The organism is uncultured Nostoc sp. (assembly GCF_937863485.1).
Taxonomy (GTDB): domain Bacteria; phylum Cyanobacteriota; class Cyanobacteriia; order Cyanobacteriales; family Nostocaceae; genus Nostoc.
The window spans coordinates 64,612-80,356 of record NZ_CALMFY010000075.1 but is presented as its reverse complement, the minus strand read 5'-3'; the positions used below and the strand labels follow the sequence as shown (position 1 = coordinate 80,356).

Genomic DNA, 15,745 nt, shown 5'->3' with positions numbered 1-15,745 from the left:
GATTCGATTCTATAATCTATATTTCAGTTTGAGTAGTCTTACCATCAGAATTTATACTATTTTCACAGGTTCTTAATCAATGCTTCATCCCTGTTGTTCTTTTGGGAAGCATATTATTAAGTATGACAGTATGCAATGTGCGTAAATTGTCATTTTTGTAAATATCTGTAAAATATGAAACTTAAAATTGTTGCTACCGTCGTCCTGTTAGCTTGTTTTGGGTTTGCAGAGCAGGCCCTTGCCTTAAATCAGCTAGACTTGGATCAGTTGAAGGCAACAAGTGCCTGTCCCCGGTGTAATTTGAGTGGTGCTGACCTAACTCGACTGAATCTAACTGGAGCAAATTTGCGAGGGGCTGACTTGAGCAGCGCTACATTATCTCAAGTTAATCTCACGAATGCCGATCTCACCGGTGCAAATTTAGAAGGTGCGATTCTGAATTCGGCGAATCTCAGTGGTGCTTCCTTAACAGGAGCAAATTTGAAATCAGCATCCCTGGAAAATGCCGATCTGTCTTATGCCGGTTTGATCAGCGCCAATTTGGAAGCAGCAAACTTAAAAGATACCAAATTGCAGTTTACTAATTTTCGAGGGGCTAACTTCCGACTAACAACTCTAGCTAATGGTGTTGTCACCTCCGACAAGCCCTATGGCTGGTCGTTAGAGCGTCAAAATCCCAGAGAATGTAACGAGTTCCAACCCGAAAATACTCGAGGCACAACCTGCTATTCAAAATAACTAGCAATGGGGGATTGGGGAGCCACTGCGTTGTCCGGGTTCCCCGGCTTGTACCCCTGCGGGGATCTTGCTAGCAAGAGCTTCTCCTAAGGGAGAAGCAAGTGGCGTTATTAGAGAGTTAGGAGTTAGGAATACGACTTACGCACAAGAGATCCGCCAACGCCCTTAAAAAGTTGGCTCTTTGGTTCCCTGCTTTTTAAGCTACTGTGTACACACAAGTTATCTGATTACCTAAAAATCCTTTAAAACCTCACCCTGTCCTGACTTTAATCCCTCTCCTTACCAAGGAGAGGGACAGGTTTTGCATAGCAAAAGCAGGGTGAGGTTTGATTGGGCTATTCGATAAACCATAAATTGCGTCGAGAGAGACTTGTGTATACACAGTAGTCTTTTTAAGGGGGGATCAAGGTTTCAGGTTTTCACTGCCTAAGTCATGAGTAATTATTCCTCCCCCCTGCCCCTTTGCTTCATCCTTCACTTATGGTTGTATGGCAAAAAGCATTTTGTTTGTTAACATTTCTTTATCATGGGAAAAAAGCCTATAGATTAATTAAATCGATGCTTACCCGTATTAAAGACTTAGCAGCAGAATTAGCGCCTCGCTTAATTGAAATTCGCCGCCACATCCACTCTCATCCAGAACTCAGCGGTCAGGAGTACCAAACAGCGGCCTATGTAGCTGGTGTTTTGTCTTCCAGTGGTCTGCATGTACAAGAGGGAGTTGGCAAAACGGGCGTCATTGGAGAACTGCAAGGCACTAGCCAAAATGACCGTTTATTGGCAATTCGTACCGATATGGATGCCTTGCCAATTCAAGAGGGCACTAATTTGGAATACGCCTCTGGCGCAGAGGGTATTATGCACGCTTGTGGTCACGATGTCCACACCACAGTCGGATTAGGAACAGCGATGGTGCTGTCTCAAGTGGCAAACGAGTTGGGTGGTAAAGTGCGGTTCTTATTTCAGCCAGCCGAGGAAATTGCTCAAGGGGCAAACTGGATGATGAAAGATGGGGCGATGGAAAACGTCTCGGCTGTATTAGGGGTTCATGTTTTCCCTTCTATACCCGCAGGATCTATTGGTGTGCGTTACGGAGCATTGACAGCCGCCTCTGATAATTTAGAGATTCTGATTATGGGAGAATCTGGGCACGGAGCGCGTCCCCATGAGGCGATTGATGCGATTTGGATTGCTTGCCAAGTGATTACTGCACTGCAACAAGCTATCAGCCGGACACAAAATGCCTTGCGTCCTGTAGTATTGAGCATAGGGAAGATTAATGGTGGCAAAGCGCCGAACGTAATTGCAGATAAAGTACAGTTATTAGGAACCGTGCGATCGCTCCATCCCGAAACCCGTGCCGATCTCCCCAACTGGATTGAAAACATTGTATCTAATATCTGCCATACTTACGGGGCAAAGTATGAAGTCAATTATTGTCAAGGCGTACCCAGCGTCCAAAATGATTACACCCTGACACAATTGTTGCAATCAGCCGCCGAAGAAGCTTGGAGTAGCGATCGCGTCCAAGTTTTACTCGAACCCTCCCTTGGATCTGAAGATTTTTCTATGTATTTGGAACACGCCCCCGGTTCGATGTTTCGCTTAGGTGTAGGCTACAAAGAAAGAATCATTAACCACCCATTACACCATCCCCAATTTGAAGTTGATGAATCTGCTATTATTACCGGGGTTGTGACTATGGCCTATGCGGCTTATAAATACTGTCAGCAAAATTTTTAAACAAAAACTCCCAGCGCTCATCTGCTGGGAGTTTTTGTTTAGCTAACCTTTTTTAGCGGATATAGAAAGCTCGAAAGCATCCTACACATTCGCTTCATTAACAACACCTAACTTTTGTTGAATTCGGGTCTTAGCAGCTTTGAATTCAGTAGCCAGTTGCTCGCTTTGCTCAGTGCTCAAGTTGTTGCGGATGGTAGCAAACATTGTGCTTTCTTCTTGACGAATATGATCGCCTACAGCTTCCATAAGCTGTCTAACTTGATCTTTGAATTCAGATGAAGAAGGGCTGATAGCCTTAATTTGATCTAACACCCGCTTCATCTGGACTTGTTCGTCATACAATTCTTGAGTGTTATCTTGGCCGTAGAAAGGACGTACTTTTGGATATACGACTTCCTCTTCAGCTTCGGCGTGAGCAGTTAGATCCTTATAAATTTGACCGAAGTACTCTTGGATCTTCTGTGGATTGTCGCTTTGCAGGAGTTCGGTAAATAGGGTATTTACCTTGCCATGATCGAGGCGGATAACATCTTGGATATTTATATCCTTTTTGTCGCTGCTTTGGGTAACAGCACTACCTACCACACCACTGACTGCGGCCAAAGCATCTTGAACACGTGCCCAAATTCCTTGATCTGCATCTTGTCCAGTGAGTTCGCGGACACCGATAATTTCTAAAATACCTTTGAGTTGTTCTTGGTGAGCGCGGTTCTCAAAATTAACGGTATTCAAAGGTGCGATCGCTAGCAAAACGTCAGCACCAACTTTTTGAGCAGCCTTGTGAATTATCAACCCAGTGGTTACTAGTTGATGTTTCAGCAATTCATGCTGAGATACTTTGTCATACAGGCTTAACTCAGAACTTTTGAACAATTCTCTCGATTTTTCAATGAATTCTCTCACAATATTTCTTGGTTCAGCCTGAATGCCATACTGACCAATCACAGTTTCCAGAACGCCAAGATTTTTTTCATCATCATTAATAAAATTTCGGATGCGATCAGCAATTTCGGCATTGAGTCCTTCTTTCAAAAAGAGTTGCTCTTTTTCAATGACTAATTGTTGGAGTGCTTTCAGGTCTGCTAATTTCAGAGCAATAGCATTGCGTTTCGTATCATCTAAAGTAGCTACCATCCGTGTTCCCCTCGGCAGTGTTCATAATTCTTAACTGATATAACTTTGACATAGAGGTTAGGGATATTCCCTCTTTCTTTTGAGCGATCGCTCTCACAACTATGGGTAGAAAAACAATACTTTTAGTTACAAATTATGTGATTATACTTTTAGATAGATAATATTTAAATCTGTATTCTATCTCTAGGCGGATAACATTTTAATGCTAGTTTTCTAGAACTATATATCTTAAGTAGGTAGGTATAATTAAGCATAAAATAAAATTATAGTTCGTACTGAGTGATTCATCGCTCAAAACAACAATTATCAGGACTAAAGTCCTTACTACAAACTTTAATTGATTTATACCTAGCTACTAAAATCAAAAAAATCAAATATTATTAATAATCTAAGATTTCCTGAAGAACCTTCTTTAAATCTACCTCAGTAGGGCGTTTTTCAAATTGTTCATGGCTATAAATCCACACAAGCTTGATTACACAATCAGTTGTATTGACTAAATACATTAATCTAATTTGCCCCGAAGCGCCTTTGGATACCTTCAACTCTAGCTTGTGAAATGACCATCCTTGAGCTAATTCAATCTTTCTAGGTAAAGGTTCGTTACGAGAATTGATGGGATATTGATCCTCAATTAAATCTTCCAAAACTTCTACGATACACTCAACAAAATCTGACCTGTAAGCTTTTGCAAGTTTTTTGAAAGAACGGTTGAAATTATCGGATTTTTCAATCGAGAAGGGAGTTGAGCCAGTCACGCACTTCTCCTTTCCGAATACGAGTTGATGATTCCGAAGTACAAGCGTCCTTTAAAATTTCCTGCATTACAAATTGATAGGCAGGATGGTCACGCTCTATTTGGTCTAGTTTCTGATGTCCTAATGCTTTCAAGTCTTCAAGAAGAATTGGCTCAGTTGAGCTAGCTTCAGGTAGCAAACCTTTACGCGCTTTTTTCCAAGGAAACTCCAAGTGGGTCATACCACTAAGTTGATAAGCATGGTAGCCACCAAAATATTCCCATACTTCTTCTAGAAGCTGTCTCTTATCCTCAGGCATCTCTAACAGTAATTCTTGACTAGGAATAGGTAATTGTTTAGCTTCAAATTCACTGTAAAATCTGTAAGCCGGAGGACAAACAGGGCCATAGCGCCATGCTTGTATTTCTTCTTCAAACAATCGCTCATCATACATCGCCAAATGTAAGCTTTGCGCGTAATACAGAAGCTTTTGAACCTTCATATTGGTCATTTCTGCTTCTATACTGTCTTCGTAAGCTCTGACGATGAAGTAGCGAGCCACATTTAGACAATCAATCATAATCAGACTCGCAAATTAAGATTGGTTAACTATCTTAGCTATTTTTAACGGTCACTTACACTTACTATTTTAGTTGAAATCTCTTAAATTAGTACATTTTTACTATTAAAAATCAATCTGCTAGTCCACTACATCAACATTTACGGTTAATCCTCCCGCTGTTTGCCCTACTTGTCTTCACCCTTTATTTCTAGTTTGGTCGAGACAGCACAAAAAGGGGATGAAATTTAATCATTCGCAGGTTGAGTAGAACGTAGACAGCCAAAGGGTAATTTCTCGGAGGGTAGTGAAACCCAACATCAAGTTTCAATATTTCCGAACCGCTTTTACGGTGACGTGTACTCAGGCGATCGCAATGCAGCCTTGACAAACCTCACCGCAATTGTGACGATTACGCTAGAATTGTTAAAGGTTCTTTACAGAGTTTTGCTAATGATACCTAATTCTGTTACAAAAGCCTAGCATTCAAATGTAAATCTCAAAACCCCCTCTAGAGTTCACCAAAAGTTTCTATGACGCTCCCAATTCGCAACGTCGCCATTATCGCCCACGTTGACCACGGTAAAACTACCCTGGTTGACGCACTCCTCAAACAATCCGGCATTTTCCGCGAAGGCGAAGACGTTCCGGATTGCGTTATGGACTCCAACGCCCTAGAACGGGAACGGGGTATTACTATCCTGTCCAAAAATACGGCGGTTCGCTACAAAGAAACACTAATTAATATTGTTGATACTCCTGGACACGCTGACTTTGGTGGCGAAGTCGAACGAGTACTCGGCATGGTTGACGGATGTCTTCTGATTGTCGATGCCAACGAAGGCCCCATGCCCCAAACACGCTTTGTCCTTAAAAAAGCTTTAGAAAAAGGGCTGCGCCCCATCGTTGTGATCAATAAAATCGACCGTGGTCAGGCTGACCCTCACGTTGCTGTCGATAAAGTATTGGATCTGTTCTTGGAATTAGGGGCAGATGAAGACCAGTGTGATTTTACCTATCTGTTTGCCTCCGGTATGGCAGGTTTTGCCAAAGAAAGCCTGGAAGCAGAATCAGTAGATATGCAACCTCTTTTTAACGCAATTCTGCAACACGTTCCATCACCAGTAGGCGACAGCACTAAGCCTCTGCAATTGCAAGTCACAACCCTAGATTATTCTGAATATCTGGGACGGATTGTGATTGGCAGAATTCACAACGGTACTATCCGCTCAGGACAACAAGCAGCTTTAGTAACAGAAGATGGCACCATTGTCAAGGGTAAAATTAGCAAGTTGATGGGCTTTGAAGGGCTGAAGCGGGTAGACCTGGAAGAAGCAACCGCAGGTTATATTGTCGCGGTGGCTGGTTTCGCTGATGCTTATATTGGGGAAACGATTACTGACCCCAATGAACCGCAAGCTTTACCACTAATTAAAGTGGATGAACCAACCTTGCAAATGACGTTCTGTGTGAATGATTCGCCCTTTGCTGGTCAAGAGGGTAAGTTGGTAACATCAAGACAAGTGCGCGATCGCCTATTCCGCGAACTTGAAACCAACGTTGCTTTGCGTGTTGAAGAAACCGATTCTCCCGATAAATTCCTCGTTTCCGGTCGGGGAGAACTCCACCTGGGTATCTTAATTGAAACCATGCGCCGGGAAGGCTTCGAGTTTCAGGTATCTCAGCCACAGGTAATTTACCGCGAAGTCAACGGACAACCTTGCGAACCTTATGAACTCTTGGTGTTAGACATTCCTGTTGATGGTGTGGGTAGCTGTATTGAACGCCTGGGACAACGCAAAGGCGAAATGCAAGATATGCAACCAGGTAATGGCGATCGCACCCAACTAGAGTTTGTCATTCCCGCCCGTGGATTGATTGGTTTCCGAGGTGAATTCATGCGGATGACTCGTGGCGAAGGCATCATGAACCACAGCTTCTTAGACTACCGTCAACTCAGTGGCGACATTGAAGCCCGGAACAAAGGCGTTTTAATCTCATTTGAAGAGGGTGTTTCTACCTTCTACGCCATGAGAAACGCCGAAGATAGAGGAGCATTCTTTATTACTCCTGGCACAAGGGTTTACAGAGGCATGATTGTGGGAGAACACAATCGTCCCCAAGATTTGGAACTGAATATCTGTAAGACCAAGCAGTTAACCAATCACCGCGCTGCTGGTAGCGATGAATTGGTACAACTGCAAGCACCGATAGACATGAGCTTAGAACGTGCTTTGGAATATATTGGCTCCGATGAATTGGTAGAAGTTACACCCCAATCGATTCGTCTGCGGAAGATGTCGAAGAAATTGGCGAAGCGCTAAGTAAAGCAATAACTTAATTGATTTAGAAAGCCCACATCAGTGGGCTTTTTATTTTGTTAGTTCTACCAATTTTTAGAAATTATTGTTACACATTTTGTATAACTACCCTAAATTTGCCGATTAGGTGGAAAGTTCCTGTGTCGTAAAAGTTATACTGTTTATTCCCTCAGTTCTATCTGTTCTGTAAAAATTGCTTGTCCTTATTGAGAATGTCTAATTTATCTAGTGTCGAAAAGAAAAAAATAGAAAAACTCCTAAAAATGAGTAATGGGTATGTACTTGATTTTTCAAACAGAACATTTCAAGAATTTATTGTAGAAAGTACAAATATTGATATATACGATGGTAAATATGCTTATGCAAGTTGTTCTAAAGCTAACCGTCTGAGAGCATTTTGGGATCAAGAGCCTAACAATATCGTTGGAAAACTAATTCTGAATTTACTGGAATATTGGAAAGCGCAGAAGTTGATCAGTTATACAGAGATAAGTCAGGTAGAGCAGGCTCTATTTGATGAATGCTCTCAAGTATCACAGAGACTCATTCAAGATGTGATTAGTGAAGATCCGCTACCAGAAAAAACTGTAAATACAATTGAAACGGTTGCAATAATTTCAATCCTTCTATTAACATCTGACCCAACCAATGCTTCTAAGCTGCGTATCGGCGAGGAATTAAGAGAAATTCAAGAAAGACTTCAGTTAGCCAAGTTGAGAGAAAAATTTAAACTAAATCAAAGGATGTCTGTGCGACCAACAGATATTAGTCAAGCCTTACTGGATATACAACCGCATATCGTACATTTTTCCGGTCATGGTACAGCAAGTGGTTCCCTATGTTTTGAAAATCGAGTAGGGGAAATTCACCCAATCATGCCCGACGCATTGGCAGCATTATTTGAGCAATTCACCGATCAAATAAGTTGTGTGTTATTGAATTCCTGTTATTCAGAAATTCAGGCAAATGCTATTTCAGAACACATTGATTACGTCATCGGAATGAATCAAGCTATTAGTGACAACGCTGCTATAGCCTTTGCTATGGGTTTTTACCAAGCATTAGGCGCAGGCTGTACAATTGAGAGGGCGTATAAATTTGGGTGTGTTCAGATTAAACTACAGGGTATTCCTGAGCATCTAACGCCAGTTCTTATCCAGAGAAGGAAAAGTTGAATATAGCCAGCAGTAAAAAAATTCTGCAAGTCTTTTCTTGTAAGGGTTTAAACCTATAATGAAGATGACTGAAAAAGGCAATTATCATGACTATTCGTGAAACTGCGATCGCAAAATTGCAGCAACTTTCCGAACCACTCCTGCAAGAAGTGACCGATTTCATTGATTTTGTTATCCACAAACATCAAGTTAAAATTGCTGACAGTCAGCTTGATGAAACGCTTGTGGGAAAATGGTCACAATGGTTTGAGGCTGTGGATTCCTTAGACGTATCTCCACCTGAACCAGTCAACAACTATCAGCAACTCCTACTCAACAAGTATCGGCAACAAGGGCTAGAGCTATGATCCTGTGTGATGCAGGAGTTCTGCTTTGTCTGGTAGATCCTACTCAGCCTCAGCACAATGCTTATAAAATTGCAGTGATGCGTTTGGCAAAACCTCTCGTTACAACCTGGTCATGCTTGACAAAAGCCATGTATCTTGCCCTGCATCGTGGCGGCTGGCAAATGCAAAAACAGTTGGGGCAGCTTCTTTTAAATAAACTGCTGACCGTTTACGATATTCAGGAGAGTGATTACAACCGTTTGTTGGCACTGATGGAACAATATTGCGATCGCCCAATGGATTTAGCAGATGCTACGTTGGTTTTGACGGTTGAAAAGACAGGGTATCGTCAAATTCTCACCCTCGATTCTGATTTCTTGTTTTATCGAATTGGTCATCAAGACAGCTTTGAAATTATTTCAGTCTGAAGCAATAAGTAACCAAATCACGATTTAGATGAGGTTTAGCAACGCCAGTATGTGCGTTTGAATGAACTGCGCGTAAGCATAGCCCGTTGTAGACATCGTTAGCCAACAGGCATTCTTACAGAAAGCGATCGCTTTCTTAGCAGTAGAGATTCACAGTGCGATCGCATATTAATTTCATCACGGCACAAGCCAAGTATTGCAGCTACGCCCGTCGTAGACATCGCTATGTCCTAGCTTTTGCTCAACAGCCTGTTAAACTCTGGAAGGGAAAGGCAAAGAAACTTGTAAATGGAATTTGAATGGAATCCAGACAAAGCGACACTAAACATTGAGAAGCATAGTGTTTCTTTTCAGGAAGCTGCAACTGTATTTAATGACCCGCTATCTGTAACTTTCCCTGATCCTGACCACTCCGTTAGAGAAAGTCGCTACGTTATTATTGGCTTATCTAGGTTTGAACAACTTTTAGTTGTTGCACATACTGATAGAGAGGAAAAGATACGAATTATTAGCGCTAGAAAAGCTACTCGCCAAGAGAAGAGGTTTTATGAAGAAGGAAGTTGAAAACGAAATGGAAGATGAATTACGTCCTGAGTACGACTTAGCTCAAATGAAAGGGGGGATTAGAGGTAAATATGTTGAGCGATATCGTAAAAAAACCAACTTAGTGCTTTTAGACCCCGATGTTGCCCAAGCTTTTCCCAACGATGAAGCGGTGAATGACGCATTGAGGTTGTTAATTCAGGTTGCTCAACGCCAGCAGCCCAACACAATAACATAATCGAGATCATTTCGGCTCGTAAAGCCAAACGCAAGGAAAGTGAAATTGTGAAAGCTGACTTGTTGAAAAACTACTTGTTCCAATGCCTGACCCGCTTTTGCTTGTAACCGAATTATGAAAAATATTGGGTTGACGCAAGGAAAAATTCCAGTTCCAGAAAGCAGGACTCTAGAGGAGTTCTTAAAACTTCCATACATTGAGGAGTCACCAGCTTGGGAATATATTAACAAAGATGCAATTCAGAAACCAATGGGAGGGGCTAAACACAGCTTATTGCAAAAACGTTTAGGGGCAAGATATATTACCAGTGTTAGAAGATTTAAATTTGACGCTCTCTGTTAATGAAGTCTTTGCTTGGTTACAGCGTCAAGTTTGACAGCAACTTGCAATAATTAAAAAATCTGCATTTTGTGAAGCTATTCATAATAGCTAAGAAGTAATTCAAATGTACTTGAAAAATTGGCAAGCAGAAGGCGAATCCATCCCTGAACCCAGCACGCTTCAAATTGCTTGACGCTTCATAAATACTACTATTATGGCTTTGCTTTTTTGGCAAACCCCTGAGACACTGTGAATTTCAGGTGGTGTTGGGTTAAAAAAGAAACATGAAAATCATCAAACCCATTACCAATTGGTTAGAAACTCGCGCTTGTACCCCTGCATACGGCGGTTGGGTGCTAGCAGCAACAGCTATTTGTTTTTTTGGCGCAGGTATCAATACGATGGCTGGTTGGCTGTACGCCATTAGCGGCATCAGTTTTGCCCTTTTGGGTGTAGCAGCCATCTTACCGCCGCGATCGCTCACAGGTCTAGCCATCTCCCGCCGTCCTATCCAACCTGTCTCAGCCGGCGATGATCTGACGGTGGAATTAGAAATCCGCAATCAGACACAACAGCCTGTAAGCTTATTGCAAGTCGAGGATATACTACCCTTCGTCTTAGGGAAACCAGTACAAAAAGCAATAGAAACAATTCCTAGCCAAGGCAGTTACCGTTGGGTATATTACCACCCTACCCAGCGCCGGGGCGTCTATCGTTGGCACACAGTCGAACTGGGTTCTGGTGCGCCTTTGGGATTGTTTTGGTGTCGCCGTCAACGTGACTGTGCTGCCACAGCGATCGTCTATCCCACAGTGTTACCCTTGGCTACCTGCCCCTTAGTAGATGAAATGGGACAAGAAGAGAGCAAAAGGGGCGATCCTCGTGGTAGACCCTTGCAGACAGCGACAACGGGGCTGGTGCGATCGCTCCGTCCTTATCGCCTCGGAGATCCTACTCGTCTAATTCACTGGCGGACTAGTGCCCGCTATGGCGAATTAAGGGTGCGGGAGTTAGAAATAGTCACAGGTGGACAAGAGATAGTTATTGCCCTTGACAGCACTAGCAATTGGGAAGAAGAAAACTTTGAACAAGCAGTAATTGCCGCAGCATCACTGTATTTTTATGCACAGCAACAGCAATTACAGGTGCAACTCTGGACAGCATCAACAAGTTTAATCAAAGGTGAGCGTTTTGTTTTAGAAACCTTAGCAGCAACCACAGCCCTAGAAGATGCCAGTTCAGTAGTTCCTAAAAGTTATCCCTTGATTTGGCTGACTCAAAACTCCCTGAGTCTTTCTACTCTTCCTCAAGGCAGTCGCTGGGTAATGTGGCCAAATATTTCCTCACCACCAGGACAAGAGGTAATCAATTGGGAACACCCTGGTATAGTTTTGGAAAGCGATCGCCCACTGCAACCCCAACTACAAAAAACATTAAATTCATATTAATCAATACTTTCGGCAAAAAACAAAGCCTGACATAAGGCTGATAAAAGGATCGCGCTTGGCGTCTTCCCTTAGATCCATAACAGCGTCGTTTGTTGATGAGAATAAATCAACCTCTTGACTTTTAAAGTCTGCCTGAAGATGCAACTTGAATTTTGATTAGCTTAGAAATTAAGCTTCTGTGATTTCTGAGATTTTCTTTGATCCCAGCACACCGGACATATCAGCCTTTGAGCAAAGGTAAAACAATTTGAGCAGCTAAGGTTGGGGAAAAACACCCAGTAATCCCCACATGAGGCTGAGGTACAATGCAAAGAAATATTTAAATTATGAGTCGCCGATCCACATGATCTCATCAGAAGCTAACACAAAATCCAGCGATAAAAGCCTAGAGGCAATGCGGCATTTTTCCGAACAATACGCCAAGCGGACTGGAACATACTTTTGTTCTGAACCTTCTGTTACCGCAGTTGTGATCGAGGGACTAGCCAAACATAAAGATGAACTGGGTGCGCCTTTATGTCCCTGTCGCCACTACGAAGATAAAGAGGCTGAGGTTCACGGCACATATTGGAACTGTCCCTGTGTACCAATGAGAGAACGCAAAGAGTGTCACTGCATGTTGTTCCTTACCCCTGACAACGAGTTTGCTGGAGAAAAACAAGAAATCTCTCTGGAAACAATTAAAGAAGTACGAGACAGCATGGGATGAGCGAAACCATCCCCCAAGAGTTTTGGCAAAGCGTAGAACAGTTCAATTCTGGTGAGTTCTACGCCTGTCATGACACTTTAGAAGCTTTATGGATTGAAGCTGGCGAACCGGAAAAAACCTTTTATCAAGGCATTCTCCAAATTGCTGTAGCACTATATCATTTGGAGAATCGGAACTGGCGAGGTGCAGTAATTCTACTCGGAGAAGGCAGCAATCGCCTACGCCGTTACCCATCTAGTTACGGCGGTATTGATGTAGATGAACTATTGAGTCAGAGCGCAGTGTTGTTGACGACATTACAACAAATAGGGCAAGACTTGATTATGGCTGGTGATCTGGGTGAAAATCAAGTCTTATCTTTGCCTAAAATTCTGCTAACTACTGATTAGACATCTGTTGAAATTAATTATACGTTGCCCGAAATCCTTGGTAGGCACAATTCATGAATTGTGCCTACGTCATTTTCACTCAAATGCCAATAACCTGAAACCTTGAGGTTGGTGGTAGCGTCACTATTTCAGCCAGTAGTTATCGTAAATCACTCCAGATTGGATATTTCATCTCTGGATAAAGTACTTGAGATAATTAGAATGCAATGAAATCCTGAATCCCCAATTGCTATGATGCCCTGCTATCAATTGTCCATATCCCAGATGCGTCGCTTTGGATTAGCTTTAATGCTGCCAGTTGCACTCTTGGGCGTCGCCTTCCCTAACCAATTGCAAACCGCTACTGCACAAACACCTAGAGAAAATCGCCCCCTCACTATCCGTGCTGATGTCCAAGAATATGACGCCAAAAATCAAGTAATCACTGCTCGCGGTAACGTGCAAATGTCGTATCCGGCTCGCCAAATTCAAGCAACATCTGCCCAAGCACAGTATTTTAGTAAGGAACGCCGAATTGATTTCAGTGGCAATGTCTATATTTTGCAACAGGGCGGTAACAGTATCCGGGCGGAGAAAGTAACCTATTTAATTGATCAAGGGCGATTTGTTGCCTTACCCCAATCCAATCGTCAGGTAGAGTCCATCTACATGATCCAGGAATCAGATAATGATGGACAAACTGCAAAACCTGCTCCACAGACACCAGCATTCAAGCGTTCTAATTAGCATCTACTATCAAGAAAGGGCGCGAACAATGAAAATTGTTTTAGAGAATATTCATAAATCTTATGGCAAGCGAGTAATTGTCAATCGTGTCAATCTTTCTGTTGCTCAGGGCGAAGTCGTTGGTTTACTAGGCCCCAATGGGGCTGGTAAAACGACGACCTTTTACATTGCCACAGGTTTAGAAAAACCTAATCAAGGAAAAGTCTGGCTAGGTAATCTGGATGTTACGGGAATGCCAATGCACAAAAGGGCGCGACTGGGTATTGGCTATCTAGCACAAGAACCAAGTGTTTTCCGCCAACTTTCGGTACAGGATAATATTCTGTTAGTGCTAGAGCAAACTAATGTGCCACGATGGGAGTGGACAAGACGACTCACAACTTTACTGCGAGAGTTTCGGTTGGAAAAATTAGCTAATAGCAAAGGAATTCAACTTTCTGGTGGTGAGCGACGGCGGACAGAATTAGCAAGGTCTTTAGCTGCTGGACAAGAAGGGCCAAAATTTTTACTTTTGGATGAACCATTTGCTGGAGTTGATCCGATCGCAGTCTCAGAAATTCAGCAAATTGTCGCCCGACTGCGCGATCGCGGCATGGGAATCTTAATTACAGATCATAATGTCCGCGAAACCCTGGCGATCACCGATCGCGCCTACATCATGCGCGAGGGACAAATTCTCGCTTTTGGCGCTACTGACGAACTCTACGGCAATTCCCTTGTGCGGCAATATTATTTAGGGGATAATTTTCAAGTCTAAATTAACAATTATTTAGTTAATAATTTAAAAGGCTATTTTGATTTTTTATTCTGAGGTTGCTCCTAAACTTGGGGATTTTGCCCTAAGTCTGACCAAGCTTGATTTTGTGCCGTTTTCTAAAAAATTGGTATAAGCATGAATTTATTAGTTAACTTTAGCTATTTAAAATGAAATTTTGATCATAAATACAGTAGATATACTTTACTTCACTAGAACTGCGAATATTTAACTATTTAATTTTGCTTATGATATCAAAGAAGTTTACGTCTTTCTACAACCTCTATTCGCTGCTGCCTTTTACGATCATGGATCGCTACCTTGCCAGCGAATTGTTAGCGCCGTTTTTCTTTGGTGTCGGAGCTTTTTCATCACTTGGTGTCACTATTGATGCTGTATTTGATCTCATCAGAAAAATCGTAGAATCTGGGCTACCTATAGACATTGCGATTCAAGTTTTTTTGTTAAAGTTTCCCAACTTTATTGTTTTAGCCTTCCCCATGTCTACGTTGCTGGCTACTTTGATGACCTACAGTCGTCTTTCTAGCGAGAGCGAACTAATTGCCCTGCGTGGTTGTGGGGTAAGCGTCTATCGCATGGTGCTAACTGCTGTGATGTTAAGTCTTGTGGTTACAGGAATGACATTTGTGTTTAATGAACAAATTGCACCAGCAGCAAATTACCAAGCGGCAATGACTCTGGATAAAGCCCTGAAATCAGACAAGCCAATTTTGAAACAGCAAAATATTTTCTATCCTGAATACCAGGATGCTGTCCAGCCAGATGGCTCTAAGAATCGGATATTGACACGCTTGTTTTACGCCGACCAGTTTGATGGTAAGCAGATGAAAGGTTTGACGATTATAGACCGCTCAACAAAAGGTCTGAATCAAATTGTGGTATCAGAATCTGCCCAGTGGAATGCTTCTCAAAATGTCTGGGATTTTTATAACGGCACGATCTATTTTGTTGCTGCCGATCGCTCCTATCGCAACATTGTTAGATTTGAACACCAACAACTGCAACTACCGCGCACGCCATTAAGTCTGGCAGAAAAAAGCCGCGATTATGGTGAGATGAATATTTCTGAAGCCCTAGATCAACTACAAGTGGAACTTCTCGGTGGCGATCGCCAAAAAATTCGTAAACTCGAAGTGCGAATTCAACAAAAAATCTCTTTGCCCTTTGTATGTGTAGTTTTTGGCTTGGTAGGTGCAGCTATGGGAAGCATACCCCAGCGAACTGGAAGAGGCACCAGCTTTGGGATTAGCGTTGTAGTTATATTTTCGTACTACTTAATTTTCTTTATTGGTGGTGCGATCGCGCAAGCAGGTGTCCTCTCTCCCTTTATGGGGGCTTGGTTGCCGAACTTTCTTTTTTTAGGAATAGGTTTATTTTTATTGATGCGAGTTGCCAAACGGTAGAGGAAGCGGAGAACAGGGGAGCCTCTCTCTGC

18 protein-coding genes and 2 pseudogenes are annotated in these 15,745 nt (G+C 42.5%); 16 read left to right on the top strand and 4 right to left on the bottom strand.

The features are described 5' to 3' along the window. The first annotated feature begins 174 nt into the window (after positions 1–174). Both Q0541_RS10360 and Q0541_RS10355 read left to right on the top strand, forming a co-directional pair. Entirely contained in the window at positions 175–738 is a 564-nt protein-coding gene (locus Q0541_RS10360; RefSeq protein ID WP_298909169.1) for a pentapeptide repeat-containing protein, read from the top strand. A gap of 558 nt (positions 739–1,296) precedes the next feature. Continuing rightward, a complete protein-coding gene (locus Q0541_RS10355) occupies positions 1,297–2,481 on the top strand; it encodes a M20 family metallopeptidase (protein ID WP_298909166.1) in 1,185 nt (394 codons plus the stop codon). 81 nt (positions 2,482–2,562) lie between these two features. Here the strand turns inward: Q0541_RS10355 and Q0541_RS10350 are convergent, their stop codons facing one another. The 3 genes from Q0541_RS10350 to Q0541_RS10340 form a co-directional block, all read right to left on the bottom strand. Next, positions 2,563–3,615, bottom strand: a complete 1,053-nt coding sequence (locus Q0541_RS10350; RefSeq protein WP_298909163.1) for a hemerythrin domain-containing protein — start codon at positions 3,613–3,615, stop codon at positions 2,563–2,565. A gap of 380 nt (positions 3,616–3,995) precedes the next feature. Continuing rightward, the gene (locus Q0541_RS10345) at positions 3,996–4,373 is read right to left on the bottom strand and encodes a hypothetical protein (protein WP_298909160.1); all 378 of its coding nucleotides are present in this window, start codon (positions 4,371–4,373) and stop codon (positions 3,996–3,998) included. Beyond that, a complete protein-coding gene (locus Q0541_RS10340; RefSeq protein WP_298909157.1) occupies positions 4,345–4,932 on the bottom strand; it encodes a type II toxin-antitoxin system antitoxin SocA domain-containing protein in 588 nt (195 codons plus the stop codon). Before Q0541_RS10340 ends, Q0541_RS10345 begins: the two co-directional genes overlap by 29 nt. A gap of 512 nt (positions 4,933–5,444) precedes the next feature. Here Q0541_RS10340 and typA point away from each other — a divergent pair. From typA to Q0541_RS10320, 4 genes are all read left to right on the top strand, one after another. After that, complete coding sequence (gene typA / locus Q0541_RS10335; RefSeq protein ID WP_298909155.1) at positions 5,445–7,235, top strand: translational GTPase TypA; 1,791 nt, start codon at positions 5,445–5,447, stop codon at positions 7,233–7,235. Positions 7,236–7,444: 209 nt separating this feature from the next. After that, on the top strand, positions 7,445–8,407 hold the full coding sequence (locus tag Q0541_RS10330) for a CHAT domain-containing protein (RefSeq protein ID WP_298909152.1): 963 nt from the start codon (positions 7,445–7,447) through the stop codon (positions 8,405–8,407). Positions 8,408–8,493: 86 nt separating this feature from the next. After that, positions 8,494–8,754 (top strand): DUF2281 domain-containing protein, encoded by a 261-nt coding sequence (locus tag Q0541_RS10325; RefSeq protein WP_298909149.1) that lies wholly within the window; start codon positions 8,494–8,496, stop codon positions 8,752–8,754. Then, positions 8,751–9,161, top strand: coding sequence for a nucleic acid-binding protein (locus tag Q0541_RS10320; RefSeq protein WP_298909146.1), 411 nt, complete (start codon positions 8,751–8,753; stop codon positions 9,159–9,161). Before Q0541_RS10325 ends, Q0541_RS10320 begins: the two co-directional genes overlap by 4 nt. 98 nt (positions 9,162–9,259) lie before the next feature. Here Q0541_RS10320 and Q0541_RS10315 read toward each other — a convergent pair whose 3' ends face one another. Beyond that, positions 9,260–9,382 (bottom strand): hypothetical protein, encoded by a 123-nt coding sequence (locus Q0541_RS10315; RefSeq protein WP_298909143.1) that lies wholly within the window; start codon positions 9,380–9,382, stop codon positions 9,260–9,262. A gap of 67 nt (positions 9,383–9,449) precedes the next feature. On the opposite strand from Q0541_RS10315, the gene Q0541_RS10310 reads away from it, so the two are divergent. From Q0541_RS10310 to Q0541_RS10265, 10 genes and pseudogenes are all read left to right on the top strand, one after another. Next, the gene (locus Q0541_RS10310; RefSeq protein ID WP_298909141.1) at positions 9,450–9,725 is read left to right on the top strand and encodes a BrnT family toxin; all 276 of its coding nucleotides are present in this window, start codon (positions 9,450–9,452) and stop codon (positions 9,723–9,725) included. After that, on the top strand, positions 9,709–9,942 hold the full coding sequence (locus tag Q0541_RS10305; protein ID WP_298909137.1) for a hypothetical protein: 234 nt from the start codon (positions 9,709–9,711) through the stop codon (positions 9,940–9,942). The genes Q0541_RS10310 and Q0541_RS10305 overlap by 17 nt, the downstream gene beginning before the upstream one ends. Positions 9,943–10,056: 114 nt before the next feature. Beyond that, positions 10,057–10,236, top strand: a pseudogene (locus Q0541_RS10300) (Uma2 family endonuclease); the annotation flags it as partial. A gap of 118 nt (positions 10,237–10,354) precedes the next feature. Further along, positions 10,355–10,456, top strand: a pseudogene (locus Q0541_RS10295) (type II toxin-antitoxin system HicB family antitoxin); the annotation flags it as partial. 91 nt (positions 10,457–10,547) lie between these two features. Next, a complete protein-coding gene (locus Q0541_RS10290; protein ID WP_298909135.1) occupies positions 10,548–11,711 on the top strand; it encodes a DUF58 domain-containing protein in 1,164 nt (387 codons plus the stop codon). Positions 11,712–12,054: 343 nt separating this feature from the next. Then, a complete protein-coding gene (locus Q0541_RS10285; protein WP_273762344.1) occupies positions 12,055–12,420 on the top strand; it encodes a ferredoxin thioredoxin reductase catalytic beta subunit in 366 nt (121 codons plus the stop codon). After that, positions 12,417–12,809, top strand: a complete 393-nt coding sequence (locus Q0541_RS10280) for a DUF309 domain-containing protein (RefSeq protein WP_298909130.1) — start codon at positions 12,417–12,419, stop codon at positions 12,807–12,809. The genes Q0541_RS10285 and Q0541_RS10280 overlap by 4 nt, the downstream gene beginning before the upstream one ends. Positions 12,810–13,040: 231 nt before the next feature. Next, a complete protein-coding gene (locus tag Q0541_RS10275) occupies positions 13,041–13,535 on the top strand; it encodes an LptA/OstA family protein (RefSeq protein WP_298909127.1) in 495 nt (164 codons plus the stop codon). 28 nt (positions 13,536–13,563) lie between these two features. Next, positions 13,564–14,292, top strand: coding sequence for an LPS export ABC transporter ATP-binding protein (gene lptB / locus Q0541_RS10270; RefSeq protein WP_298909124.1), 729 nt, complete (start codon positions 13,564–13,566; stop codon positions 14,290–14,292). Positions 14,293–14,597: 305 nt separating this feature from the next. Further along, the gene (locus tag Q0541_RS10265) at positions 14,598–15,713 is read left to right on the top strand and encodes an LptF/LptG family permease (protein ID WP_298909122.1); all 1,116 of its coding nucleotides are present in this window, start codon (positions 14,598–14,600) and stop codon (positions 15,711–15,713) included. Positions 15,714–15,745 lie beyond the last annotated feature (32 nt).